The organism is Streptomyces violaceorubidus (genome assembly GCF_000717995.1).
Taxonomy (GTDB): Bacteria; Actinomycetota; Actinomycetes; order Streptomycetales; family Streptomycetaceae; genus Streptomyces; species Streptomyces violaceorubidus.
On record NZ_JODM01000007.1, the window covers coordinates 74,040 to 97,851 of the forward strand.

Genomic DNA, 23,812 nt, shown 5'->3' on the forward strand with positions numbered 1-23,812 from the left:
GGCGCGATGACGAAGATGAGTACGACGACTCATGCCGACACCGTCGCCCGCCACCGACGATGAAGACCGACATCGCCGGGACCGGGAGACTGCTCATGCTCAGCCGCATCGCGGACCTGTTGGTGCCCGCCGTCGGCCGTCTGTCCTTGACCGCCGACCCGAGTGCCGAACTCGCGCCGGGCAGCATCATCGCCGCCAACCACACCTCCCTCGCGGACCCGGCCGTCGTGATCGCCGCCCTCCGCCGCCTCGGCGGAGAGCCGGTCGTCATGGCGGCCGCCGGACTGTGGCGCGTCCCGGTCCTCGGCCGGGCCCTCGCCCGGGAGGGACACATCCCCGTCGTGCGCGGCGACCGGCGGGCCGCGGCCGCACTGGACTCGGCAGTCGACGCGTTGGAGCGGGGGCGGCTGGTCCTCCTCTACGCCGAGGGCGGCCTGCCCCACCGCAGGGACGCCGCGGAGACACCCCCCGGCCCCTTCCGCAGCGGCCTGTCCAGGCTCGTCGAGCGCACCGGAGCCCCCCTGGTGCCCGTGGGACAGGCAGGCGCCCGCCGGATCACCTCGGGCCGGGCGGTGAAGCAACTCGCGGGTCTCGTCACGGCTCCCGTGCGCCGACCGGCTCTCCACGTCCACGTCGGCGCACCGCTGGAACTGACCGGTGACCACGCCGCGCGCACGGCAGGGGCCAGGGCCGCGGTGACCACCGCCTGGCGGACGGCGGTGACCCACCTCGGCGATGCCGCGCGCCGCGCCTGACCCCGCCGCCCGCGCGTGCTTCAGTCCTTGGCGCGGTGCAGCTGTATCTGCCGGTTGACGAAGAGGTGCACGAAACCGCAACGCAGGCAGATCAGCCCCGTGGCGGTCTCGTCCGCCCAGGCCAGATTGAACAACTCCCCGCCCGTGCTGTTGAGTTTGACCCCCCGCTCGCGGAAGAGATCACTCTTGCAGACCTGACACGTGATCCACATCTCTCCGAGTGAGGCCCGTACCGCCTTGGCCATCGCATCCCCCTTGCCGGGCCCAGCACTCCGGCTGAGTCGTCAGAGCTCCGTCGTTCGTTCCTGCCCTACCCACTTTTGATCATCGTCGATCAACCCGCATCCAGGTAGAGTCGGGTGATGCCCGAGCTGAAGCGGCTGCGTGCCCACCACGCACCGGCGGTCCTGGCCTTCGAGCTGGCGAACCGCGCCTACTTCGCCGCCTCGATCTCCGACCGCGGTGACGACTTCTTCGACCGGTTCACCGAGCGGTACGAAGCGGCGCTGGCCGAGCAGGAGGACGGGGTCTGCGTCTTCTACCTGCTGGTCGTCGAGGACGGCTCGGTACTCGGCAGGTTCAACCTGTACGACCTCCAGGACGGTGGCGCCCGACTCGGCTACCGGGTCGCGGAGCGGGTCGCCGGCCAAGGCGTGGCGACCGCGACCGTCCAGGAGCTGTGCCGGACGGCACCGGCGACGCACGGACTGCGCACCCTGCGCGCGGCCACCGCCCACGACAACCCCGCGTCCCAAAAAGTCCTGGTCAAGTCCGGCTTCGTCCCGGTCGGGCCCGCCGCCCCGGCGGATCTCGGCGGCAAGCCGGGCACCTGGTACCGGCGCGACCTCCGGCCGTGAACCCCCGTCCGGCTCGTGGACCGGCGAAGGCGGCCACGGCGGGAACGACGGCGGTGGTGGCGCTGCTGCCGGACGCCGAGCCGCTGTTGCGGTCGGCCGCCGGGACGGACGGGCAGGCGGTGCGACCGGGCCTGCCCGCACACGCCACGCTGCTCTACCCCTGGTTGCCCGCCGGCGAGGTGGACGAGTCGGAGCTGCACCGGCTGCGGCTCGCGCTGCCGGTCGGCCCGGTCCGCCTCGGACTGGCCTCGGTCGAACGGACCGGCGGGTTCGTCGGAGTGCCGGTGCCCGAACTGAGCCCACTGGCCGACGCCGTTCGTACGGCGTTTCCGGCGCAGGTCCCCTACGGCGGCCGATTCGGTCCCCGTCCACCGGTCCACCTCACCGTCGCCCTGGACGCGGATCCGCGGGCCGCCGCCGACATCGCCCGCCGGACCGCCGCCGCCCTCCCGATCACCACGGAGATCAACACCCTGCACGTGGTCGGCCTCGCCCCCACCGGCTGGCAGGGCCTCGCCGAACTGCCGCTCAGCCACTAGTTCCGGCCAACCTCCCGCGGTTTCCCACCTCCTGGACAACCGGGCAACCCGTCGTTCCCTCTCACAGCGCGGGCACAGCAACGTGCCCGCCTGCTTCCTTCCCACAGCACCCCCCAGTACTCGAAGGACGAGGGATCGATGACCAGAACGCGCACCACCCGGCTGCGGCGTCCGCTGCTCGCGGGCACCACGGCCGTCGCCGCCATGGCCGTGACCGCCGGACTCGTGGCGGCCACGGCGGAGCCGGCGAAGGCCGCGACAGGGCCCAAGCTGAGCCTCATCGCCGCGACCAACTCACTCACGCTCACCTCCTGGAAGGAGGATCCGGGCGTCTACCTCGACCTCGGCACCTACCTCACCGCGGAGGGCAGGCCGCTGGAGCTGAAGGTGACCAGGAAGTCCTACAAGGACCCGGTGACCGTCACCCAGACCGTGTACGAGGGCGGCAAGGCCAAGGCCAAGACGTTGCCCAAGGGCACGGTGAAGGACTTCTCCGGGCTGCCCGGCTTCGCGGAGATCACGATCACCGACCAGAAGGGCAAGAAGGTCCTCAACCGGACCGAGGACTTCTGCCCGAACAACGCCAGCGGCCGGGTACGCCCCGACGCGCCCGCCACCTCCAAGTATCCGGAGAGCTGCCCCACCAACCCGTTCACCCTCGGTTCGGTGTGGGGCGTCGAGAAGGGCTGGGCGGCCAACACCTACGCGGGTTCCTACACCGATGCCGTGCCACTGAAGGCCGGGACCTACACCGCCAAGGTCGGCGTCGCCAAGAAGTACCGTGACCTGTTCGGCATCGCCAACAAGCCCGCCACCGTCAAGGTGACCGTGGTGGAGCGGAGTTACGAGGACGACCAGGGTGCCGCCACCCCGTCGGCCGCTTCCCGGTCCGCGACGGCGGGCGAGCACGCCGGCCACGGAACCGCCCACCGGACCCCGGCCGCGCACGCGGACCACGGTCCGGGGCACGCCCCGACGCCCGCCCAGGCCGCGGCGCCGGTCACCAGCGGGGCGAGCCCCTCGTACAACGTGGGCCACGGACCGCTCAAGGCGGCGCCGCCCGCCCTGCCCTGGGCGCTGAAGAAGAAGCAGGCCGCGCGCTCCATGCCGGTCGGCGACACGGCAGGCCAGACCGACGGCTCGCGCAAGGCTCCCGCACTCCAGCCGCTGGCGAAGCGGCCCGCCGGCAAGCCCGCCGTCCCGGACGTCCCGAAGCCCGACCTGCGCTCGCTGCCGGCCTACGGCATCGTCGTCACCGACGGGGAGAAGGACATCCCCGGCAAGGACTACCTGGCCTTCAGCGCCAACGTGTGGAACGCCGGTCCGGCGCAGCTGGTGGTGGACGGCTTCCGCTCGCCGGGCAAGTCGAAGATGGACGCCTACCAGTACTTCTACGACGCCAAGGGCAAGCAGGTCGGCTACACCCCGACCGGCACCATGGAATGGGACCCGCGTCCGGGACACGTGCACTGGCACTTCACCGACTTCGCCAGCTACCGGCTGCTGAAGGCGGACAAGAAGGAGGCCGTGCGCAGCGGCAAGGAGGCCTTCTGCCTGGCCAACACCGACGCGATCGACTACACGGTGAAGAACGCCAACTGGCACCCCTACAACACCGACCTGTCCACCGCCTGTGGCGAGGAGAACTCCATCTCCGTCCGCGAGGTGCTCGACGTCGGCTCCGGTGACACGTACTCCCAGGACCTGCCGGGCCAGTCCTTCGACATCACGGACGTGCCCAACGGCACGTACTACATCCAGGTACTGGCCAACCCCGCGAAGCGGCTGAAGGAGACCAGCCTCGACAACAACAGCGCGCTGCGGAAGATCGTCCTCGGCGGCAAGCCGGACGCGAGGACGGTGACCGTCCCGGCGCACGAGCTGGTGAACGCGAACTGACCTGACCCGGGGCGTCAGCGCCCCGCTGCGAGGAGCCGACGGCCGCCCCACGGTGGCCGTCGGCTCCTCTGCGTCACCGGTGGGAGCTCCACGACGGGTCGGCCTGGGCTCCCGCGAGGCCGCCGCCCGCCCTCGACGTGCCCGTCCGGTCGCGGATCCCGCGGCTGCCCGTCGGCATCCGGCATCCGAACGGCCCCGCTCGGTTGGTCCGTCCTGCGGCCCTGAGCTGGACTGAGACCGACGGCCCCGATCGGGCGGGCCGCGCGCTGCCCATGGGCGGCCGACGATCAGGGAGACCCACATGAAGCAGCACACCAGGACCGTCACGGTCCTGGCCTCCGTCCTCCTGCTCGCCTCGGCGGCGACAGGGTGTTCGGACAGCGGCGGTGACGGCGGCGGCGACGGCACCGAGACCCACAACGCCGCAGCCGACCTCGACACCGACGTCGTGCCCGCCGCGACCTCGTCGACCTCCCCCGCCGTCGACATCAAAGACGGCACCTACGGAAAGATGCTCGTCGACGAGAAGGGCCGGACACTCTACCTGTTCGAGAAGGACGCGAACGACAAGTCGATGTGCAACGGGGACTGCGCCAAGGCGTGGCCGCCGTTCACCGTCAAGGCCGCACCGACCGCGGGTGGCGGGGTCAAGAAGGACCTGCTGAAGACGATCAAACGCGACGACGGGTCCGAGCAGGTGGCGTACAACGGGCACCCGCTGTACCGGTTCGCCGACGACCAGAAGGCCGGCGACACCCATGGTCAGGACGTCGACGCCTTCGGCGCCAGGTGGTTCGTCGTCGACCCCGAGGGCAAGAAGATCACCACCAAGCCCCAGAACAACGACGGCGGGTACTGACCCCGGCCCGGTCGGGCCGACGAACGCTCGGAGACACCATGCCGTTCTCGTTCCCCCCGGGCCGGGCCCGGATCGCCCCGGCCACCGCCTGCGCCCTGGTCCTGACCACCCTCCTCGGCTGTTCGAACGGAGGAGGCGGTGGTGGCGGCGAGACCGCGTCCACCACCACCGGCCCGTCGGCCGGCAGCGGGACCCGGGTCACCATCAGCGACTTCAAGTTCCAGCCGGCCTCCCTGACCGTCTCCCCGGGCGCGACGATCACCGTCGTCAACGACGACACGACCACGCACACCCTGACGGCGACCAAGAGCGGGGCCTTCGACACCGGTGACATCGATCCGGGCAAGAGCGCCACCTTCTCGGCGCCGTCGAAGCCGGGCGACTTCCCGTACGACTGCACGATCCACCCCTTCATGAAGGGCACGCTCACCGTCGAGTGAGACCCTGGCCGGCGCTGCCGTCCGCGCCGCGAATGGAGACCCGCCATGTCCTCCCAGCCCACCGGCCCGCCCGCGCGCCGAGCCGACGCCGGCCGCCTCGCAAGGGGCGCGGCACGGCTGCTCGCCGCAGCCGGCCTCGCCGTGGACGCGTATGTCCACGCGCACCTGGCCGACCAGTACGACGGCGTCTCGGCCGGCGTCAGCCAGGGGACCCTCTTCCGCGTCGAGGCGGCACTCGCGGCGCTGGCCGCCGTGCTCGTCCTGCTCTGGCGCCGCCTTCCCGGCGACCTCTTCGCCACCGCGGTGGCGGCGGGCGGACTCGCGCTCCTGCTCGTGTACCGCTATGTGGACGTCGGCGAACTGGGGCCGGTCCCGAACATGTACGAGCCGATCTGGTACGGAGAGAAGGAGGCCACCGTCGTGGCGCAGGCGGTCGCCGTACTCGCCCTGGTGTACCTGCTGCTCGTCCGTCCCCGGGGCCGGCCCCGGGGACGGCACTGAACGCCGCGGCGGACGCCGGCCGCCGGACCGGCCGTGCCCCGGCGGTGACCGCGTGCGGGGCAGTGCTACTTCCGGAACGGACCGGTCACCTCGTAGGTGATGCCGCCGGAGGAGCTCCCGCTGGTGCCGGGTGCCGTCGGGTGAGAAGGCCGGTCCGGTGATCTCCGAGCCGCTCTGAGCGCCGATCCGCAGGAACGGGGCGACGACGTCGTCCGGGGTGATGACGCAGATCTCCATGTTGCCGCCGTCCTCGGCGACGAACAGGTCGCCGGAGGAGGAACCGGTGACGTTGTCGACACCGGTCAGCGGGGCGGTGCCGGGGCTGACGAGGCTGTCGTCGTAGGCCAGCTCGTAGGTACTGTCCGCGAGGTTGAGCTGCCAGACGCGGTTGTCGCCCTTGGTGGTGAACCAGACGGTGTCGTTGGCGTAGTGACAGCCCTCACCGCCGTTGAACCGCTTGGCACCGGAGACCTGACGGCGTGTCGTGGTCGGGGCTCCGTCGGGGTCGGGCACCGTCGCCCAGGTGAAGGAGCCGGAGGCGGCCGTGCCGGCCACGAGGACCTGAAGGGTGCCGGCGGACACGTTGCCCCAGGTGGAGGGGACGAAGCGGTAGAAGCAGCCGTCCGTCTCGTCCTCGGTCAGGTAGATCGCCTTGCGGACCGGGTCGCAAGCGGCTGCCTCGTGCTTGAACCTGCCCATCGCGTCACGGCGGACCGCGGCCTTCACACCGTACGGATCGGTCTCGTAGACGTACCCCAGGCTGATCTCCTCGCAGGACAGCCAGGTGTTCCACGGGGTGGCGCCGCCCGCGCAGTTCTGACGGGTGTTGGACAGGACGCGGTAGGCGTCGGTGACCGTGCCCGAGGAGTCGAACCTGACGGCGCTCGCGCCGCCGCCGGGGTTGATCTCCGAGTTGGAGACGTAGATCCAGCCCGCGCCGTCGGCGAAACAGGCACCGCCGTCGGGAGCGCTGTGCCAGGTGTACGAGGTACTGCCGACCTTCTGGCCGGAGCGCGCGATCACCCGGCTGCGGAAACCGCTCGGCAACTGGATGCCGTTGGTGTCGGCCGCGCCGAGCGCACCGTAGGGGCCCGGACCGTTCTGGGCGGGGGCCGCATAGGCGGCGCCGCGCATGAGGGAGCCGCCGAACGCTGCGGCGGAAGTGCCGATGACGGCACCACGCAGGAAGCTGCGACGTTCCATGTCATCTCCGTTCGGGACAGACGAAACGATGGCGTTGAACGCTGCCGGCCGGCCACGCAGGACAGTACGGTCACGCCATCGATTCGATAAGGATCACGCGAGCGAACTCCACGCGACCAACCCGTGACGACCCGGCGAGCGGAGAACGAGGGCGCCGACGACGGTCGTGACGGGTCCGGGCCCGCCCCCTCCGATGCCCGGCGCACCGCGCGCGGTTCACGGTCGGCTTGCGGTGCGCAGGGCGAGAAGGGCGATGTCGTCCTCGTTGGCCGCGGGGCGGGCGCGGGCGAGCAGCTCGTCCGCGAAGGTGTCCAGGGAGTGGTGCGAGAGGGCGGCGGCCTCGCGGCTCAGCCGGGCGAGTCCGTCGTCGAGCGACGCTCCGGGCTCCTCGATGAGGCCGTCGGTGTACAGCAGCAGGGTGGCACCGGGGGGCAGAAGCAGTGACACGTCCGGACGGGGCGCCGACATTCCGGTCCCCAGGAGAATGCCGTGCCCGTCGGTGAGGTACTGGGTCTCGCCCTCGTGGGTGACGAGCAGTGGTGGTGGGTGGCCCGCGTTGGTCCAGGTCAGCTCCCATCCGAGGGACTCGACCTTCGAGAGCCGGGCCAGGACGAGGGTGGCCATGTCGGATCCGGACAGCTGCATGGCGGACTGGTCCAGCCATTCGACGATCTTGCTGGGCGGCTTCTGCTCGGAGAAGGCGTAGGCGCGCAGCATGTTCCGCAGCTGGGCCATGTCGGCCGCCGCGTCCAGGTCGTGTCCGACGACGTCCCCGATGACCAGCACGGTCGCGCCGTCGGGCAGGACGAACGCGTCGTACCAGTCGCCGCCGACCTGGGAGGCGTCCGGTGCCGGCACGTAGCGGGCGGTCATCCGCAGATCCGGGACGCGTGGCAGCTGCGGCAGGAGGTGACGTTGCATCGTCTCCGACACCTTCCGCTGCCGCTCGTAGAGACGGGCGTTGTCCAGGGCCAGCCCCGCCCGCCGCGTGATCTCCTCCAGCAGCGGCAGGTCGGCGGTGGTGAAAGGGCGCGAGCACGTGGAGCGGCCCAGAGTCAGGGCGCCCAGCACGTCCCGGAGGCCGGGGATGGGGCCGATGGCGGCGGACTGGATCCCTGTGGCGGAAAAGAGCCGACGCTGTTCCACGGCGATTGCCGAGTCCGGCTCTCCCCGGTACGTCTCGGGGCCCGCCAACGTGGACGCGGCGCCCCTCAGGGCACGGGAGAGAGGGAACTGCGACTCCTGGGGTACCGCCGGCATGGGCCCGACGAGATCCTCCCGGTTCTTCAGTGCTCCGTCCTCCGCATGGACCACGACACGACGCCGGACCTCGCCCGCCTCGTGGATCAGGTCGACGACGGCCCAGTCCGCCAGCCGCGGCACCAGCAGGCGAACCAGCCGGTTCAGCACCTCCTCGACGTCCATCGTCGAGGTCAGCTGGGTGGTCAGCTCCGCGAACAGCGCCAAGCGCTCCAGCTGGGACAGCGGTTCCTGGAGCGAACCGGGCTCCGTGTCGTCCAGGGGGTGAAAGAGCGCCAGGGTGCCCCGCCGAATGCCGTCGTCGTATCCGGTGACCAGCCAGGCCACCGGCGCGACCGAGCCGTCGCCCCGCTCGAACCAGAGCTCGCCGCCCTGCGCCGTGCGGCTCGCCAGGGCGGCCTGCCGCAGCGGGCACTCGCTTCTCGGTTCGGGCTGGCCGAGGGCGTTGCGGTGCAGGGTTTCATGCGCGTCCCGCCCGAGCAGTTCGGCGGCGGACCGGTCGAGGAGCCGCTCGGCGCTCGCGTTGACGGCCGTGATGACGCCGTGCTCGTCCGCCAGGTACGCGGCGGCGGTCAGTGAGTCCAGCCAGGCGGACTCGGCTCCCGGTCCGTCCGCGGGAGTGTGTCCACCAGGTGCCGAGGGACCTTGTCCTCGCATGTCTCTGCCCTCCTCATGGCCAGCATGGAACACGGGGCGATGCCGGGCGTGGTGACACGGCCGGTCGGGTCGGCGGGATCGGCGACGAGGGCGCCGACGGGACGTCGTGGGAAAGGGCCGAGGGGGTCATACCTGGTCCGGCACGGTCGGCGCGGCGGGGTTCGGGATGTTCGGGGCCGGGGCGTACTGGGCCGCCTGCGCGTCGAACATGGCGGCGTACCGGCCGCGGGCGGCGACGAGTTCGTCGTGGGTGCCGTGCTCGGCGAGGTGTCCGTTGTCCAGGACGTAGATGTGGTCGGCGCGGCGGACGCCGGACATGCGGTGGGTGACCAGGACGACGGCCCGGTTCGGGGCGGCGAGGCGGCGGATGCGGTCGAAGGCCTCGATTTCGGCTTCGGGGTCGAGGGCGGAGGTCGGTTCGTCCACGATGAGGATGCCGTCCGCCCGGGAGGTCGAGCTGCGCCAGTGCGTGCGGGCCAGGCCCACCTTCTGCCATTCGCCGCCGGACAGCTCGATGGCGCCGCGGAACACGCGGGCCAGCAGGCTGCGCAGGCCGTCGGGGAGTTTGGCGACGACGGGGCCGGCGACGGCGTAGTTGACGGTCATCGACACCCGCCTGCGGATCATCGACCGGCTGCGCTTCGCCACGACCTCACGCACCCCGCGACCGCCCGCCGCCCACCCCGAGCTGATCGAGCGCCGCGCCGCGGCGATCCCGGCGACGCTGTGGCCGTCGTGGAGCATGAGGCTCATGCCGCACCAGATCGGCGGGCTCAGGGGCGTGAAGGTCGTCGAGTTCCGGGCCGGACTCAGCGCACTCCTTTTGGTCGTCCGCTCTACCAGCCGTGTCTATCGCGACGCACTCGAACTTCTCGGCGACCCTGTGCCCTCGACCTTCGTCAAGAGCATGGTCACCCGCCTCGACCGCCAGTATCTAACGCCCCTGCTGGCCGCGCTGACACAACTGGCCGACGCCCTCGACGATCACGGGTCGCCCATCGACTATCAGCGGCGCCGGAGCCTGGCCGACACAGGGCTGGCCATCGATCGTCGGGCCTATCGGCAACTCGTCGCCCGAAACGGCTGGCGCACTCCCACCGACCGAAGCCTCGACGCTCTGGACCGCTATCTCACGGCCATGTGGACCGGCACTCTCACCGACTCCGACCCCCGCCTGAACGACCTGCGCTTTCGGGCGGATCCCGCGGTGCGTGCCTTCCTGCTCGACCAGGCTGCCGGACACATGAAGCGACGGGGCATCGACGAACCCGTCACCTGGGAACCATCGCCAGAGTGGGTGAGCGGCATCCCCTGGCCCGGCACCGAACCAGCCGATATCAGCGCGGAGGAGTTCCGGCGCACCGCAGCACGCCACCACAAAATCACCGATGTGGCCGACTCGCTTGGCATCGGAATCGAGCACGCCCGCCTGTACGTCGAACTCGCCAGCACCATCTCCACAGTTCAACGGAAGCCTCTCGTCTCCCCTCGCGGTCCGCAGACCGTGGTCCCAGACGCGGCCACCCTGCATGACCTGTACGTCACCCAGGGCCTTTCTCTCCGGAAGATGGGCAAGACCACCGGCTCCAGCGTGGAGGTGCTCAAGGCGGTACTCCAAGAAGCCGGCGTAGTCATACGCCAACCCCGGGAGCGGGCCAGCTGGGGATACCGCCTCGATCGTGACTGGCTCTATGAGCAGTACGCCGTGAAGTGTCGAGGCTTTGCCGAGATAGCCGAAGAAGTCGAAATGAACGTGCGCACTGTTCGCCGCATCGCCCGCACGCTCGGCTTCTCGATCAGACGACACGCTGGAGTGCCCCGGGATTTCATCGAGACCACTCGCGGACTGGACCTGCCCCCCGCCGTGTATCAGGCTTTCTGCGGACGCAACGCGGTGCAGCGGGTCAGAAACGTCAGTCTGCTGATCGTCACCCCACGGTGCCGCAGGCTGCAGCAGCCTGCGGCATCCACGTGGCAGACCTTCAACGGCAGACGGTAGTCATCGAGAATTCCACCGGGTTCCGCCTCCTGAACACCTCGGAACCGCCGCGGCTTACCGCCGAGGGCAGACAACTCCTGCACGATGCCAAGCCGGTGCTCGAGTGCTACGCCCGCCTGCACGCCGATAGTCCCGACGCCGTATCTGGCGTGCATGCGAGAAGTCCCCGTACCGCTGCCCCGCCCCAGAGATCCTTCGAGATCTCTACGTCAATCAGGGGCTCTCCCTCCAAAAGCTCAGGGACACCACCGGTGCTAGCATCACCGTTCTCAAGCTAGCCCTGAGCAGCGCTGGAATCGAGATCCGAAAACAGGGGCACCGCCCCGGATATGCCTACCAGATCGACCGCGACTGGCTGTATGAGCAGTACGTCGTGCAGCACCGAACCTTTTCCGACATCGCCGATGAGATCGGAGCGGTCTCGACAACCCTCCTCAACGTCGCCAGAAGACACAACATTCCGATCCGGAGCGCGGTCGGAGTACCCCGGGACTTCGCCGCCACGACACAGGGACTCGTCATCCCTCCCGTCGTCTATCGGGCGTTCTCTGGATGGAAGTCAGTGGGACGGCTGAAGAAGATCAGCCTGCTACTTGAGCACCATGCGCTGGAAACTGCCGCCGATGCGGCCAACGTGCGGCCGTCAGAGTTGAAGCGGATCGCCGCAATCGTCGAGAAGGACACCGGCACCCCCGTACTGGAGACGGTGAAGCCCCCGAGTCTCACAGCGGCAGCCCGAACACTTCTGGAGCAGGTCATGCCAGTCCTTCACCGTTATGACGCCATGGCAGGCAGTGCTTCCGCACCATGAGTGTCCCCGAAGGATCACCCGCCTCCAAAGTCAGAGGGCGGTTGTGCCGTGGATGAAATGGTTGACGGCACCGACTCGCTCGGTGCGATCCGCATCCTGAAGCGGGTTCATGGTGCAGCAGGTTGGGCTTCCAAGGGCCGCCGGGATCGCGGACTATGGCGACTGGGTGCGGACTCAGGACGTTGCGCGGGTTCGTTCCAGACAGTGTAGAAGTGTTGACTGTCATCGGCGCCGACGGTCTTGTCGATGGCGAGGAGGATCGCGAACCGGAAGATTCACTTGGCATTACGGCAGAGTCACGTAATCGTGGGGCCCGTATCCGAAAACTTGCTGGCCGTGTGTTCAGGCTCAGTGAAGCGATGCACCGCGCGCAGGTGTTCCGCCGGCGCGTTGGCTCCGAACTCCATGAGCGCCAGGCAGAAGCGGTCGACGATGAACTGCTTGGCATCTGGCTTCAGCTCGCCGAATGCAGATTCCAGAAGCCGTGCAGTCTGCACCCACTGCGCCCCGGGTGAGAACGTGGCGATGTAACCAGCGATCTGGCTTAAGAGGTCTGTCCCCATGGACGCGATTGAGGTGGGATCTTCCAGTAGGAGCTGTGCCAATGCAAGGGTCGGGTCCTCGCGCAAAAGATCGCGGAAGTCGGCGTACTGGTTGATCCGGTGTTGCTGTTCCTCTCTTCGTAGGCGTGCTGATGCCGCCATGCGCTCACGGGACTGGGCATCAAGGGCGTCCTCGGGCCGGGCGTGGACATGGGCAGTGGCCCACTGCATGCGCACGCCGGTATCACAGAGGTCGTCAGGCAGTCCCAGGCGGGCATTCGCCCGATACTCTAATTCGGCGGCGGCTAGGATTGAGGTGGTCTTCGCCAACTGGGTCACCACGTCTATGACATGGGAGGCGGCGACTGCCCCCGGATTGTGCTGGCGGGTGCGCCATCCGCTTGTCCATACGCCCTCGGTTCGGACGTCGAAGCGGTATCCGCCCTCAGAGCTAGCGACCGTAAACGAAAGGTCGAGGGGCCCGTGGCGGGCGAGAAAAGAAGGGAGCCTAAGCAACTTGCACGTCGCCTCGGGGCTGGGGGCGAAGAGGGTCTGCCAGCTCAGCGCGGCGTACCAGGTCCGCTCGGAGCAGGTCGCGGGCCTCTTCGTTGAGGGCCGTGCTCTGGAACAGCCAGTGCTCGGCCAGTCGTACCAGGTTCAAGAAACGCTGACCCCTCAGATCGTGAGTGGGGTGGTCGTGAACGGCTCGGACCAGCGTAGTCATGACTCGCTCGGCCGCCTGGGCATGGGCTGTGGCGGCGTCCATCCAGGCGATGCATGCCCGTCTGGTCAGAGCCGAGGGGCTCGGAGCCTCCAGCGCCGTACGCCATCCGTCGACAACCCAGTCAGGAGTCGTCGCGTCGGGACCGCCGAGCAACGCTGGCTGACCGTTCTCGTCTAGCTGCAGAGTCAAGTTCATGAAGGCGTTGCCGGCCGTGCTGCGCAAAGACTGTTCGGCGCTGGTGAACCAGGTGGTAAGCAGTGAGTGCAGCTTGGGATGAAGCTCGCCGTTGTCCCACAGGTTGTTGATGGCCTCGCCGACAGCCTCCGCGACGACGGCGTCACGAGAGAGCGCCAGCTCCCCCAGCCGCCTCAGTGAGCGCTGTGGGTAGGCTGGAGCGAGACTTTGGAAGACGTGTGCAAGGGTCTTCTCGAGGCTGGTAGTGCTCTTCCCATCGGTGGTCCACGTGCGCGTGGCGTTGCGTGTCAACTCGCCCACCACGGGATCGAGGCTGGCGGCAACCAGGAGCGCGTGCGCGTGTGGAGCAAGGTTCTCGTCCTCGGCCCAGTCGGTGACCACGAGGCGTAACAGTCGTGTGGTCCGGGTGGCTTGGAGATGGTGGAGCACCCAGGGAGCCATCCGTTCGGCCAGCTCCGTCCCCCGAGGGTGCTTGAGGTCCAGGCACAGGCGCGCGGTCCACTTGGTGAACGCATCGATGAGTTCCGGCCGGTCGCGCCAGAAGTACTGCACGACCGCTTCTGCGAAGCCGGGGCCTGGGAAGCGTACGGAGCCGTCTGAAAGCGGTTCCGCCTCGATCTGCCGTGCGAGCTGGATCAGGCCGGGTCCCTGTTGACCTGACAACGATTCCGCTCGTTCTCCCTTTTCTCCGAGAGCGGTGGCGAGGGATGCGATCTTGGTGTGGACGCCGTCGATGGGGGCCCCGCCATATACCGCGACCAGGAGCAGGTAGTTGCGGTCGTAGCTGGTGCGGTTATCGCATGCGTGCCATTCGGCTAGGACATTCATCCAGCCGGACAGGGCGTGGCTCGCCGTCTTCGTGATGGTGTCGACGCCCTGTTCATCCAGTTCGCTGCCGCCGGTGGCGGCCAGGTACTGGGATTCACTGAGAGCGATCGTGCGGGCCCACTCCCTCACCTGTCCGGGAAGCAGCCGGGGGAGGTCGGGAGCGAACCGGTGATGGGAGGCCAATAGTTCGGGCTTGGTGGAGCCGGCAGACGTCAGAGCCCGCACAAATAGCTCAGACAGATCGGCCACCCTGGGGGACTTGGAAAGCTCTCCGACGTCGCGGCCGATGGTGCCCCACAAGCCGGTGCCTACGAGGACGATCAGAAAGGATCCGTCGTCCTTTAGATCGGCCGTATCGAGGAGCTCCAGGCCGAAGTCACAGTTGCTCGGCATGTGGTCTTCCGCAGCCCGCAGGTCCAAGATCCAGCCGGTGTTCTTCTTGCCACGCAGTCCCTCCATGCTGAAGGCGTCGCCTGGATCGCGGCGTACTCGGCGCAGGGTCAGATTCTCATCAAGTGAGCGCAGCAGATGCAGAGCAGCCGTCCAGCGGCCGCTGCCGAGTTTGTCGGCGACGAGCACGAGGACCTGATTGTCGCGCAGTGCCTTGGCCGCACTGGCCTGGTCCTCGATCGGGACGTAGTCCGCGAGTTGCTCATCCACCCACTGTGGGGTCAGTTCGGCTCCGCTGTGGCGTTGGACCGCCTCGAACCACTGCCCCACCAGAGTGCCTTGGTTGAGGTCTGCCTTAACCTCGACGTGCGGGACTACCCGCTCAGTGGGTTTCTCGGTTCCCTTCGCTGTGCCCGTCGACGCGTCCCTAGTGGGGGAGTCGTCCGATGTCCTCTGGTGGGCCAAGGGTGGCGTGCTCTCGGCGGGAGGAAGGCTTGCCGACGCCAGGTTCTCTCCCGGGCCCTCTACGGCCCGTTGAGCCGGCACTTCGATCAGGGCCGGAGCATCCACGGTCTGGGGCTGCTGCTTCTCTCGCGGAGACGCGCCCGCCGTGTCCGGACCCGCCCCATCGTGAGGCGTTCCAGTGGCGAGGCCGGGGACGTCGGCATCGCTGCCGGGGAAGGGCATTCGTGAACTCCTAGCGCCAGGCAAGGTGGACGGGATCGAGATCCGTTTTGACAGCTGGTGGCGGCCCGGTACTGCCCCTCGGCGTCGTTCGAGCCAGGGCATTCAGCGCCGGGTCAGTCACTCGCCTCAATGTTGCGGGCCTTCATGCCCACCACTTTCGCCCCCCGTTCCACGGACTTCGCATGGATGACGGACGTGGCCTGGCCCCGGATGGTGTCCTGAGCTTCCAGACCGATGACCTCGCCAGCCACCCGCTCGTATCGGTGTTCCGTGGTCGGACCGGACGGGGCACGCTGTTCGCCCTCGAAGGTGAACCGCTGGCCATACACGTCTTCGAGTGCCTCGCGCATTCTGCCCAGGGTCTGCAGCAGCAGCGGGTCAGAGGCGGTGATGGGGACGGAGCCGCGCCGGTAGTGCTCCAGGCTTAGGGCGAGCGCCTCAAGTGCCGCCGCTTGAGAGTTCAGCCGCTCAGGGTTGGCGTTCAGAGGTAGCTGCAGCGCGCCTACAAGCTGCGGTGGCACCTCTGGCAATGCATCTGGGGCGGGTACCCTGCCCGCGCGACGGCGATTCAGCAGCGAGTCCACTCGCTGTAAGAAAAAGGTGCAGATGGCAGGCAAGGTGCTGCTGGCAACCAGTGAGAGATCCATCGCATCAGGCATAGGTCTTTCTTCCCCCGAACCGTCCGCTCTGTATGACAGGAAGATTCCCAGTTATACCGTGACATGCTTCCGTCCCCACCTGACTCTTCGGGAATGGCGAAAAATAGCCCGCATCGAAGATCAAATATTTCCTGACGGCGGCGCTTGGATCATGCCCTTCGGGTGCGCCACGATCTTCGGAGTGGCAGCTCGTGCGATCTAGTGCACGGGTCCAGGAGGGGAGGGGTAGCGGCCGTGTCGTTGTAAGACCAGCTCGTCCGGGTGCGTCCGCAGGCGAGTCGCTCGCCAAGCGACGTCGAACGAAAGTACCCATCCCGAATGTTGTATCGCCTTCATCGCTCGCCAGCAAGTGATCGGAGATAAGAGGAATCGTAGAGCCGTTAGTCTCACAGTCCGAGTATTCCATCTACGTGAATGTCCTTCATCTGTAACTTCACGCCAACCTCCCTCGCCGCTGGTGTCACTGATTTCACAGAGGTGCAGCATCCGGTCGAAAGTGTTGACGGAAACGATCATTTTCGGTGCTTGTTGACGGTGCATCTCTCGAAACGGATGGCGCGGGAGCGGAACGGTGCTAAGGGATGGCTGTGGGCAGTGGGGCGCGTGCGGCTACCGAGCCGGGCAGTTTTCCCGCAAGCCCCAGGCCGAGCCCGTCGCCTGATCCGACCCATTCGACAAGGGCCCCGCACATGCCGTGTGCGGGGCCCTTGTCGAACGGGTCGGACTCACGACCTCGTTCCGGATGCTGCATGCCCTTCCCCGGTGCGGACGGGACACCCTCCACACCACCCGAACACCACCCGCGCCCGCGCGGCACCGCCGTCAGCCGACCGCCGAAAGGCCGACCCATGGGCTTCCCCACCACCGTCAAGGACCACCCGATCGTCCAAGAGGCCGTCCACCGGCTGGACGACCTCGGCGACCCGCGCCTCGGCCAGACCCTGACCCGCTGCCTGGACGACACCCTGGCCCGCACCATCCGGCCGATGCCCGACGGCACCGCCTTCGTCGTGACCGGCGACATCCCCGCCATGTGGCTGCGCGACTCCTCCACGCAGATGATGCCCTACCTGGCACTCCTGACGGACGACCCCGCCCTGCAGGACCTCCTGCTCGCCGTGCTGCGCCGCCAGTTCCGGCAGATCGCACACGATCCCTACGCCAACGCCTTCAACGCGGAACCCTCCGGGCAGGCCCACGACCCCGCCGACCTGTGCGAGGACCCCTGGGTGTGGGAGCAGAAGTACGAAGTCGACTCGCTCGCCCTCCCCTTGCTGCTGGCCCACCGCTTCTGGCTGGCGAGCGGACGGACCGACCACGTCCCCGGGACGCTCAGGACCGCGCGCACCGCCATCGCGGTGTGGCGCACGGAGCAGGACCACGAACGCCTCTCCACCTACCGCTTCCGTCGCAGGAACGGTCCGCCGAGCGACACGTTGCCGAACGCGGGACGAGGAACCTCCGTCGCCCGCACCGGGATGACCTGGAGCGGGTTCCGGCCCAGCGACGACGCGTGCGCCTTCGGCTACAACATCCCGGCGAATTTGTGCGCCGCCGCCGCCCTCGACGGCACCGCCGAACTGGCGCACCGGGCACACGACACGGAACTCGCCGAGGACGCCGCCCGACTGGCGGCAGAGCTGCGAGCGGCCACCGTGCGGCACGGCACCGTGCGGCATCCCGACTTCGGCCCGATGTACGCGTACGAGGTGGACGGCAACGGCAACGCGGTACTGATGGACGACGCCAACATGCCCGGACTGCTCTCCCTGCCCCTCGTCGCCGACATCCCCACCACGGACCCGGTGTACCTGGCGACACGACGGTTCGTCCTCTCACCGGCCAACCCCACCTGGCACCGGGGAGCAGCGGCCGAAGGCATCGGCAGCCCGCACACGCCCGACGGGCACATCTGGCCCATCGCCCTCGCCGTACAGGGGCTGACCAGCAACGACACCGCGGAACGGATGGGCGCCCTGACGACCCTCCTTTCGACCGACGCGGGCACCGGCCAGATGCACGAGTCGTTCCACAAGGACGATCCCGGCCGGTTCACCCGCCCCTGGTTCTCCTGGGCCAACGCGATGTACGCCGAACTCGCCCTGGACACCGTCGGACTCGGCACCCGGCCCTTGTGGCAGGCGACGCCCTGAAACCGGGACGCGGCCGACGGCCGGTGCGAGGACGAGATCGCAGACGTACAGGTCGTCCGGGGTCGGGCGCCCGTGGAAGCCGCACGAGCGGCCGTCTGCCACCCGGCCGCAGGGGGGTTGGTTCACTCCTCGGCCATGCACCCGTCGTCCCCGGGTCGCCGGGGCGACGCACGCTCTCCGCCTGCGTTCTCGATCATGTGGCGTCGTCCCAGTGGTGGTGCGGTCGGGATCCCGACGCCGGATGGGTGTCGGCTCCGCCCGCTCCCTGACGAAGGAGACAGCCCGTGCACGCGTTCACAGGACGCCGTTCCACCGTCGTCGCGGCGACGGCGGCCCTCATGGTCACCGCCGCTGCCGCGGCCGTACCCTCGGCCGGGGCCACGGCGCTCGCCGCACCGCCCGAGGTCGTCCCCCGCGCCGAGACCGCCGCGCTGTTCGACGACGACGAGGGCGGGAACGCGAACGCCGACGACCCGGCGATCTGGCGCAACCCCGCCGACCCGGACGCCAGCCTCGTCGTCGCCACGGCCAAGGAGGGCGGCCTGCGGGTCTACGACCTCGACGCCCGGCAGGTGCAGTCGGTCCCCGCGCCCGTGGCGCCCGGAGCGGACGACGCTCCCGGCCGCTTCAACAACGTCGACCTGGTGCACGGGATGTCCTTGGGCTCCGGCCCCGCGGACCTGGCGGTCGTCAGCGACCGAGGCAGCGACAAGCTGCGCGTCTACCGCGTCGACGGTGACCGGCCGGACGCCCCGCTCACCGATGTCACGGACGCCTCGGCGCCGTGGATCTTCTCCGGCTCGCAGGAGGAGGTCGACGAGGAGAGCACGGCCTACGGCCTGGCCACGTACACCGACTCCGCGACCGGCAGGTCCTACGCGCTGGTCAGCCAGAACGCCACCACCCGCATCGCGCTGCTGGAGCTGACCCCCAAACGCGGCGGCACGGTGTCCTACCGGAAGGTCCGCACCCTCGACCTGCCCTCCGCCTTCACGATGCCCGACGGCACGAAGTGGTCCCCCTGCGGGGCCCCCGGCGAGGGCCCGCAGGTCGAGGGGATGGCCGTCGACCCGGAGACGGGCACGCTCTTCGCCGGGCAGGAGGACGTGGGCATCTGGCGCCTGCCGGCCGGTCTCCAGGGCACTCCCGTCCTCCAGGACAGGGTCCGCGAGTACGGTGTGCCGGCCACTTATGACGAGGCGTCGGACGAGTGCGTGGCGGGTGACGACCCCGGCTTCGGGGGCAGGCGCGTGTCCGCGGACGTCGAGGGCCTGACCCTGTTGAAGCAGGACGACGGCGACGGCTACCTGCTCGCCTCCAGCCAGGGCGACGACACCTTCGTCGCCTACGACCGCGAACGGTCCGACGGCTACGAGTACGAGGGCGGCTTCCGGGTGGGTGCCGCGTCCGAGTCGCTGGACGGTTCCGAGGAGTGCGACGGGGCGGACGTACTCGCCGAGCCTCTCGGCAGCAGGTACCCGAAGGGCCTGCTCGTCGTCCAGGACGGCCACATGGCCCCGGAGGACGGCGACCGGGAAGCCACCGGGTTCAAGTTCGTCGACCTCGCCGACGTCCTGGAGGCGCTCGACGACTGACGGGTTCAGCCGTAGGGTCCCCACCGGCGTTCGAGGGTGTCGTACATGTACCGGGGCAGGCCCTCGATGGCGCTGGTGCGGAACGGGCGGCCGTCGTCGTCGACGCGGACGGTGCCCGTGCGCCCCTGGGAGGACCAGTCCAGCTCCAGGTACCAGCGGCAGTTGCACGTGCTGGTCCCGGCCGTGACCAGCAGCACCTCGGGGTCCTTCGCGGAGACGCGGTAGGGCATGCGCACGGCCGGGATCGGCGTGCCCGAGTCGTTCCCGGCGACCGCACGGGCGATGGGGCGGTCCTTGTCCAGGTCCACCGCGAAGTACCGGGGAGTGATCGAGCCCCCGCACCCCTGGTCCATGGCGTAGGCGTTGCCCTCGGCCGGCGCTGTGCGGCCGACCACGCGCACGCGCAGTGCCTCCAGCACGACGGCCGTGTCGCTGCGCCCCTGCACCGACAGCTGCACGAGCGTCTCGCCGCCGTGCACCGCGCTCTGGGTCGCTGCCCAGGGCGCCGCGTCCTGCGGGGCGGGGGGAGGGGGGACCTCACCCGGCGGCTTCGCGATGACGTAGTCGTGACCGCACCCCAGTTTCCAGGCCTGGGAGTTGACGGACCAGGCGAGGGGCGGTCCGGCGGGCTGCCCGCCGCGGGGCGGGGCGGAAGTCGCGCCGGGTGGGCGTGAGGTGGCCGGTTTCTCCTTCGGGGTGGTGGAACCCGAAGGCCGCTCGGAGGCGCCGGAGGAGGCGGGGGACCGGCTCGGGCTGGAGGAGGCGTCTCGCCCCTCGGCCGACCCGGCCTCAGCCGTACCGGACGCCGTCGGGCCGGTGCCGGCGCCCCGGACAGGACCGTCGGCGGACGACCGCGTCCCGTCCGGCAGCGCGGACAGGGTCCCGAGCGTCGCGAGCACGGCACAGACGGAGGCCAGCCCGACCGCGAGGCGTCTGTGCCGGTACCAGGTGCGGTGCGGGGGCGCGGGAGCCCCGGGCGGTCCGGGCGCGGGGTCCATTACGACGGCCGATCCGCCGGTGGCGTTCGGCGCGGGCTCCGCTGCGGACGCCGCGGCACCGGGCGCGCTCACCGCCGCCTCCGCCGTACGAGGCCGGCGACGCGCCGCCACTGCCGCGAGCCAACGGCGGTGGAGGTCCAGACGCTGCTCCGAGGTCGCCCCGCACAGGGCCGCGAAGCGCTCCACCGGGGCGAAGTCGAGCGGCACCGCGTCGCCCGCGCAGTAGCGGTGCAGCGTCGAGGTGTTCATGCCGAGACGACGGGCCAGCGAGCCGTAGCTGCGGTCCGTGCGCTCCTTCAACTCCCGCAGCAGCGCCGCGAACCCGGCCACCTCGTCGATGCCGTCGCCGTCCTCCTGTGCCGACACAGGTCCACCCGTCCTCGTACGACCTCGTCCGGCGCCCGGGACGGTATCCCAGGCACCCCATGTACCTGCACGTCGGACGGGGTGGGATGGTTCCACCCCGTCTGATCGGCCGTCGGCTGTTGCGCCCGGCCGCCGTGACCGCTGATGCTCTTGGTGCCGCACCGACCAGGTCGGGGCCACCACTCGGCTCCCCGCGGCATCCACGGCCACGCATCATCCACGCATCGTCCACGGGGGAACGTCCATGTCCATGCGCATCCGAACGAGCGCGCTCACCGCACTCACCGTCGCCGGCCTCGCGGCGGGCACGGTCCTCACGGCACCGGCGGCCGGCGCCGCTGCGAAGGCCGCAGCGCCCACCTTCCTGTCGGCGTCCCAACTGCCGCCGCACCCCACGTCGTCCTGGACCGCCGGACCCGTCACCGAGGGGTTCCCGGAAGAACTCGGTCTGTGCGTGAGCGTGGAGGGCGTGCCCTCGTACGACTACCGGCACCGGCAGTTCTGGACCGACCTGGACACCACTGCCGTGCAGTTGACCGTCGTGACGGGCACGGCCGACCAGGCCAAGGCCCTGGCGAAGCACTACGACGACCTGGTCCGCACCTGCGCCGACCGCATCGAGGAGTCCTCGCCCGACGTCGAGGCCGAGGGCCGCGACTACGGCAGGCTGCCGGTCGAGGAGGGCGCCCGCGTCCGTGGCCTGCACACCGAGACCTCCTGGGGCGCCAGCGACATCGCCCTGATGTCGGTCGGTCGGGACGGCAGGACCGTCACCGTCGTCAAGTGGGGGCAGATGGGCGACTTCCGGGACGCACCCGTCGCCGCCTTCAAGAAGACCACGAGCACGGCCGTCGACAAGCTGTACTGACCGGTCGGCCGTCCACAGGACCGGGGCCGTCCTCCCGTCACGGGGTCGGGAGGGCGGCCCCGAATCGGTCATCCGCCGCCTCACCGGCCGGCCTTCCGCGGCCCTGACGCGCCGTGGTTCTTCGTGGCTTCCTTCGTGGCTCCCCCTGGTTGTCCGGCAGGCGCCGGGGAAGAGGGGGAAGCATAGAGGCCGAGAGAGGCGCTCAGGTTGCCGAGGATGGGAGAGAAACCCATGGGAAGTGTGTGGATGTACGCGCCGGAGATCGGGTACGGAGCCCGGCAGTCGTTGGTGGGATTCACCGTGGAGGCCGCCGACGGCGTCATCGGGCACGTGGACCGCCAGCAGGACCAGCCCGGCATGCAGCACCTCGTCGTCGACACCGGAGTGTGGAAGTTCGGCAGGAGCGTCCTGATCCCGGCCGGCGCCGTCACCGGCATCGACACCGAGGCGCAGAAGGTGCGCGTCGCACCGTCCCGGGAGGAGATCAAGGCCGCTCCCCGTTTCGCCACCGACAGCGAGACAGCCGATCCCGGCTACCTGTCCGGGGTCGGCGACTACTACCTGGCCCTTCGTAGCTGAGCAGACCGCGACGACGATCTTCCCGGCATGAAGCCTCCCCTCTCCAGGCAGCGGTGCGCACCCTCCCACGCCTTCGCGGGGGAGTACGGCACCACGCAGGGGCCATCGAGCCCGGACCGGTCCGCCCCGGACCGCGCGGTCACGCCGCCGGTGCGAGGTCCTGTTCGAGCGCCTCCACGGCCTCCGTCCACAGGCCGGGCAAGCGCTCGCCGTGGGGCAACGCGTGGTCGACCGTGAAGGAGACCTCCGCCCAGTCGCCGAAGAAGGCGAGTCCCACGCCGCAGATGTGGCCCGGCAGGAGCAGCGGGAGCAGGGCGGCGCCGGTGACGTTGGCGCCGCCGAGCGCCCCGCCCTCGGCGAGCGGCACCGTGGTGGTCACCATCGCGGTGACGGCCGGTGAGGTGATCTGCCGCATGTACCAGGCCGTGGGCCGGGCGGGCATGTAGCGGACCAGGTCGTGGATGGCCTGCCGTCGTGTTCTCCGCTTCACCGCGGAGGTCGCCGCGGCGACGCGTTCGAGCCGTCGTGACGGCGAGGTCTCGGCCAGGGGGAGCCGTACGGGGACGGCGAAGGTGCGGTTGCCCCACGTCTGCTCCTCGTCGTGCCGACGTGCGTCCACGGGCAGCAGCGCCGACGCCCGCCGCAGGGGGATGCCCGCCTGTCCCGACCACCTGCCCAGGGCGTCCGTCAGAGCCGCGAGGTGAACGTCGTTCGCCGACACCCCCCGCGCCCGTCCGACCTTCCGCAGCCTCTCGACGGGCACCCGCGCCCGCAGCAGGCGCCGCCGTCCACTGGGTACGAGGACCTTCGAGGGCCGCCGGCCCGGACGGGGGAGAACGTCCAAGGCGTATTTCGCCGCGAGCCCCAGTGCCACGACCGCCCTGCGCAGGTTCTCCCCGGGACCGCGAGGGCCGGGCAGGGGACGGGGGGCGGGCTCACCGGTGCCGAGCAGGGTGCGGAAGGCGAGGGCGGCGGCGATACCGTCCTGGCACACGTGCTCGAACCGGTAACACACCGCGTACTCGTCGGACGCTTCGCCGTGCACCAGCCACAGGCCCCACGGCGCGTCGCGGGGCAGTGGCGCGCCGAGGGCCGTCTCCAGAGCGGACCCCGGTGCGCCGGGCGCGGCCGCCACCACCTCGTGAACATGGCGCTCGAGAGTGAAGGTGTCGTCGGGGCTCCACACGGGAGGTCGCGCGGTCCGCTCCAACCGGTGGGTGAACATGGGCAGTTTGGGCAGGTGCGTTCCGACGTAGGCCCGGAAGTCCCGCAGACTCGGGGGCCGGCCACTGAGATACGCGATGCCCCCCGTATCCCAGTGGGCACCGGGATGGGCCTGCTGAAGCATGAGGTAGGCGCGGTCGATCGGGTGCGTACGCACGTCGGCGGACATGGTCACCAGCTTCCGGTGGGGGCGGTCCGGTGGGCCGCGCAGCGGTCGGCGTCGA

General features: G+C 69.8%; 20 protein-coding genes and 2 pseudogenes. 13 read left to right on the forward strand and 9 right to left on the reverse strand.

The genetic code is table 11. The annotated features are described in order from the left end of the window. Window positions 1-95: 95 nt before the first annotated feature. Window positions 96-755: a lysophospholipid acyltransferase family protein gene (locus IE94_RS0112905; protein WP_030182718.1), complete on the forward strand. Its 660-nt coding sequence runs from the start codon at window positions 96-98 to the stop codon at window positions 753-755. 20 nt (window positions 756-775) lie between these two features. Here the strand turns inward: IE94_RS0112905 and IE94_RS0112910 are convergent, their stop codons facing one another. Further along, the gene (locus IE94_RS0112910) at window positions 776-967 is read right to left on the reverse strand and encodes a hypothetical protein (protein WP_245235229.1); all 192 of its coding nucleotides are present in this window, start codon (window positions 965-967) and stop codon (window positions 776-778) included. Window positions 968-1,117: 150 nt separating this feature from the next. On the opposite strand from IE94_RS0112910, the gene IE94_RS0112915 reads away from it, so the two are divergent. The 6 genes from IE94_RS0112915 (at window position 1,118) to IE94_RS0112940 (ending at window position 5,850) form a co-directional block, all read left to right on the forward strand. After that, window positions 1,118-1,612 carry a GNAT family N-acetyltransferase gene (locus IE94_RS0112915; protein ID WP_030182723.1) on the forward strand — a complete coding sequence of 165 codons (495 nt, stop codon included), beginning with the start codon at window positions 1,118-1,120 and terminating at the stop codon, window positions 1,610-1,612. Further along, the gene (locus IE94_RS0112920; RefSeq protein WP_245235230.1) at window positions 1,609-2,151 is read left to right on the forward strand and encodes a 2'-5' RNA ligase family protein; all 543 of its coding nucleotides are present in this window, start codon (window positions 1,609-1,611) and stop codon (window positions 2,149-2,151) included. The genes IE94_RS0112915 and IE94_RS0112920 overlap by 4 nt, the downstream gene beginning before the upstream one ends. A 138-nt stretch (window positions 2,152-2,289) precedes the next feature. Further along, a complete protein-coding gene (locus tag IE94_RS0112925; RefSeq protein ID WP_030182729.1) occupies window positions 2,290-4,050 on the forward strand; it encodes a lysyl oxidase family protein in 1,761 nt (586 codons plus the stop codon). Window positions 4,051-4,351: 301 nt separating this feature from the next. Then, entirely contained in the window at window positions 4,352-4,909 is a 558-nt protein-coding gene (locus IE94_RS0112930; protein WP_030182732.1) for a COG4315 family predicted lipoprotein, read from the forward strand. Window positions 4,910-4,947: 38 nt separating this feature from the next. Beyond that, window positions 4,948-5,349: a cupredoxin domain-containing protein gene (locus tag IE94_RS37490; protein WP_030182734.1), complete on the forward strand. Its 402-nt coding sequence runs from the start codon at window positions 4,948-4,950 to the stop codon at window positions 5,347-5,349. 45 nt (window positions 5,350-5,394) lie between these two features. Beyond that, window positions 5,395-5,850: a hypothetical protein gene (locus IE94_RS0112940; protein ID WP_037922483.1), complete on the forward strand. Its 456-nt coding sequence runs from the start codon at window positions 5,395-5,397 to the stop codon at window positions 5,848-5,850. Window positions 5,851-5,915: 65 nt separating this feature from the next. Here IE94_RS0112940 and IE94_RS37950 read toward each other — a convergent pair. The 3 genes and pseudogenes from IE94_RS37950 to IE94_RS0112960 all read right to left on the reverse strand — a co-directional run. After that, window positions 5,916-7,053: pseudogene (locus tag IE94_RS37950) on the reverse strand (alkaline phosphatase PhoX). A gap of 216 nt (window positions 7,054-7,269) precedes the next feature. Continuing rightward, window positions 7,270-8,970: a SpoIIE family protein phosphatase gene (locus IE94_RS0112955; protein ID WP_030182739.1), complete on the reverse strand. Its 1,701-nt coding sequence runs from the start codon at window positions 8,968-8,970 to the stop codon at window positions 7,270-7,272. A 126-nt stretch (window positions 8,971-9,096) separates the two neighbouring features. Next, window positions 9,097-9,570 (reverse strand): annotated as a pseudogene (locus tag IE94_RS0112960) (ABC transporter ATP-binding protein); the annotation flags it as partial. A gap of 151 nt (window positions 9,571-9,721) precedes the next feature. Between IE94_RS0112960 and IE94_RS0112965 the strand changes: the two are divergent. Both IE94_RS0112965 and IE94_RS39890 read left to right on the forward strand, forming a co-directional pair. Next, window positions 9,722-10,969, forward strand: coding sequence for a hypothetical protein (locus tag IE94_RS0112965; protein ID WP_157849342.1), 1,248 nt, complete (start codon window positions 9,722-9,724; stop codon window positions 10,967-10,969). A 373-nt stretch (window positions 10,970-11,342) separates the two neighbouring features. Then, window positions 11,343-11,780 carry a hypothetical protein gene (locus IE94_RS39890; protein ID WP_157849343.1) on the forward strand — a complete coding sequence of 146 codons (438 nt, stop codon included), beginning with the start codon at window positions 11,343-11,345 and terminating at the stop codon, window positions 11,778-11,780. 296 nt (window positions 11,781-12,076) lie between these two features. Here IE94_RS39890 and IE94_RS37160 read toward each other — a convergent pair whose 3' ends face one another. The 3 genes from IE94_RS37160 to IE94_RS0112980 form a co-directional block, all read right to left on the reverse strand. Next, complete coding sequence (locus IE94_RS37160; RefSeq protein ID WP_167343955.1) at window positions 12,077-12,652, reverse strand: hypothetical protein; 576 nt, start codon at window positions 12,650-12,652, stop codon at window positions 12,077-12,079. A 178-nt stretch (window positions 12,653-12,830) separates the two neighbouring features. Then, window positions 12,831-14,729 (reverse strand): hypothetical protein, encoded by a 1,899-nt coding sequence (locus tag IE94_RS0112975; RefSeq protein ID WP_157849345.1) that lies wholly within the window; start codon window positions 14,727-14,729, stop codon window positions 12,831-12,833. 530 nt (window positions 14,730-15,259) lie between these two features. After that, the gene (locus IE94_RS0112980) at window positions 15,260-15,805 is read right to left on the reverse strand and encodes a hypothetical protein (RefSeq protein ID WP_030182746.1); all 546 of its coding nucleotides are present in this window, start codon (window positions 15,803-15,805) and stop codon (window positions 15,260-15,262) included. 848 nt (window positions 15,806-16,653) lie between these two features. On the opposite strand from IE94_RS0112980, the gene IE94_RS0112985 reads away from it, so the two are divergent. Both IE94_RS0112985 and IE94_RS0112990 read left to right on the forward strand, forming a co-directional pair. Beyond that, window positions 16,654-17,958, forward strand: coding sequence for a glycoside hydrolase family 125 protein (locus tag IE94_RS0112985; RefSeq protein ID WP_030182748.1), 1,305 nt, complete (start codon window positions 16,654-16,656; stop codon window positions 17,956-17,958). 284 nt (window positions 17,959-18,242) lie between these two features. After that, window positions 18,243-19,553 carry a phytase gene (locus tag IE94_RS0112990; RefSeq protein WP_030182751.1) on the forward strand — a complete coding sequence of 437 codons (1,311 nt, stop codon included), beginning with the start codon at window positions 18,243-18,245 and terminating at the stop codon, window positions 19,551-19,553. Window positions 19,554-19,558: 5 nt separating this feature from the next. Here IE94_RS0112990 and IE94_RS0112995 read toward each other — a convergent pair whose 3' ends face one another. Beyond that, on the reverse strand, window positions 19,559-20,917 hold the full coding sequence (locus tag IE94_RS0112995; protein ID WP_030182755.1) for a helix-turn-helix domain-containing protein: 1,359 nt from the start codon (window positions 20,915-20,917) through the stop codon (window positions 19,559-19,561). Between the two features lie 244 nt (window positions 20,918-21,161). On the opposite strand from IE94_RS0112995, the gene IE94_RS0113000 reads away from it, so the two are divergent. Continuing rightward, window positions 21,162-21,785 (forward strand): hypothetical protein, encoded by a 624-nt coding sequence (locus IE94_RS0113000; protein WP_030182758.1) that lies wholly within the window; start codon window positions 21,162-21,164, stop codon window positions 21,783-21,785. A 231-nt stretch (window positions 21,786-22,016) separates the two neighbouring features. Then, the gene (locus IE94_RS0113005) at window positions 22,017-22,364 is read left to right on the forward strand and encodes a hypothetical protein (protein ID WP_030182760.1); all 348 of its coding nucleotides are present in this window, start codon (window positions 22,017-22,019) and stop codon (window positions 22,362-22,364) included. A 139-nt stretch (window positions 22,365-22,503) separates the two neighbouring features. Here the strand turns inward: IE94_RS0113005 and IE94_RS0113010 are convergent, their stop codons facing one another. Beyond that, complete coding sequence (locus tag IE94_RS0113010) at window positions 22,504-23,757, reverse strand: wax ester/triacylglycerol synthase domain-containing protein (RefSeq protein WP_030182761.1); 1,254 nt, start codon at window positions 23,755-23,757, stop codon at window positions 22,504-22,506. Window positions 23,758-23,812: the final 55 nt, after the last annotated feature.

What these genes read in the sequence shown, in the direction of transcription:
- IE94_RS0112905 (WP_030182718.1), top strand. Translation starts at nt 96, where the DNA reads ATGCTCAGCCGCATCGCGGACCTGTTGGTGCCCGCCGTCGGCCGTCTG.
- IE94_RS0112910 (WP_245235229.1), bottom strand. Translation starts at nt 967, where the DNA reads ATGTGGATCACGTGTCAGGTCTGCAAGAGTGATCTCTTCCGCGAGCGG.
- IE94_RS0112915 (WP_030182723.1), top strand. Translation starts at nt 1,118, where the DNA reads ATGCCCGAGCTGAAGCGGCTGCGTGCCCACCACGCACCGGCGGTCCTG.
- IE94_RS0112925 (WP_030182729.1), top strand. Translation starts at nt 2,290, where the DNA reads ATGACCAGAACGCGCACCACCCGGCTGCGGCGTCCGCTGCTCGCGGGC.
- IE94_RS0112930 (WP_030182732.1), top strand. Translation starts at nt 4,352, where the DNA reads ATGAAGCAGCACACCAGGACCGTCACGGTCCTGGCCTCCGTCCTCCTG.
- IE94_RS37490 (WP_030182734.1), top strand. Translation starts at nt 4,948, where the DNA reads ATGCCGTTCTCGTTCCCCCCGGGCCGGGCCCGGATCGCCCCGGCCACC.
- IE94_RS0112940 (WP_037922483.1), top strand. Translation starts at nt 5,395, where the DNA reads ATGTCCTCCCAGCCCACCGGCCCGCCCGCGCGCCGAGCCGACGCCGGC.
- IE94_RS0112955 (WP_030182739.1), bottom strand. Translation starts at nt 8,970, where the DNA reads ATGCGAGGACAAGGTCCCTCGGCACCTGGTGGACACACTCCCGCGGAC.
- IE94_RS0112965 (WP_157849342.1), top strand. Translation starts at nt 9,722, where the DNA reads ATGCCGCACCAGATCGGCGGGCTCAGGGGCGTGAAGGTCGTCGAGTTC.
- IE94_RS0112980 (WP_030182746.1), bottom strand. Translation starts at nt 15,805, where the DNA reads ATGCCTGATGCGATGGATCTCTCACTGGTTGCCAGCAGCACCTTGCCT.
- IE94_RS0112985 (WP_030182748.1), top strand. Translation starts at nt 16,654, where the DNA reads ATGGGCTTCCCCACCACCGTCAAGGACCACCCGATCGTCCAAGAGGCC.
- IE94_RS0113000 (WP_030182758.1), top strand. Translation starts at nt 21,162, where the DNA reads ATGTCCATGCGCATCCGAACGAGCGCGCTCACCGCACTCACCGTCGCC.
- IE94_RS0113005 (WP_030182760.1), top strand. Translation starts at nt 22,017, where the DNA reads ATGGGAAGTGTGTGGATGTACGCGCCGGAGATCGGGTACGGAGCCCGG.
- IE94_RS0113010 (WP_030182761.1), bottom strand. Translation starts at nt 23,757, where the DNA reads ATGTCCGCCGACGTGCGTACGCACCCGATCGACCGCGCCTACCTCATG.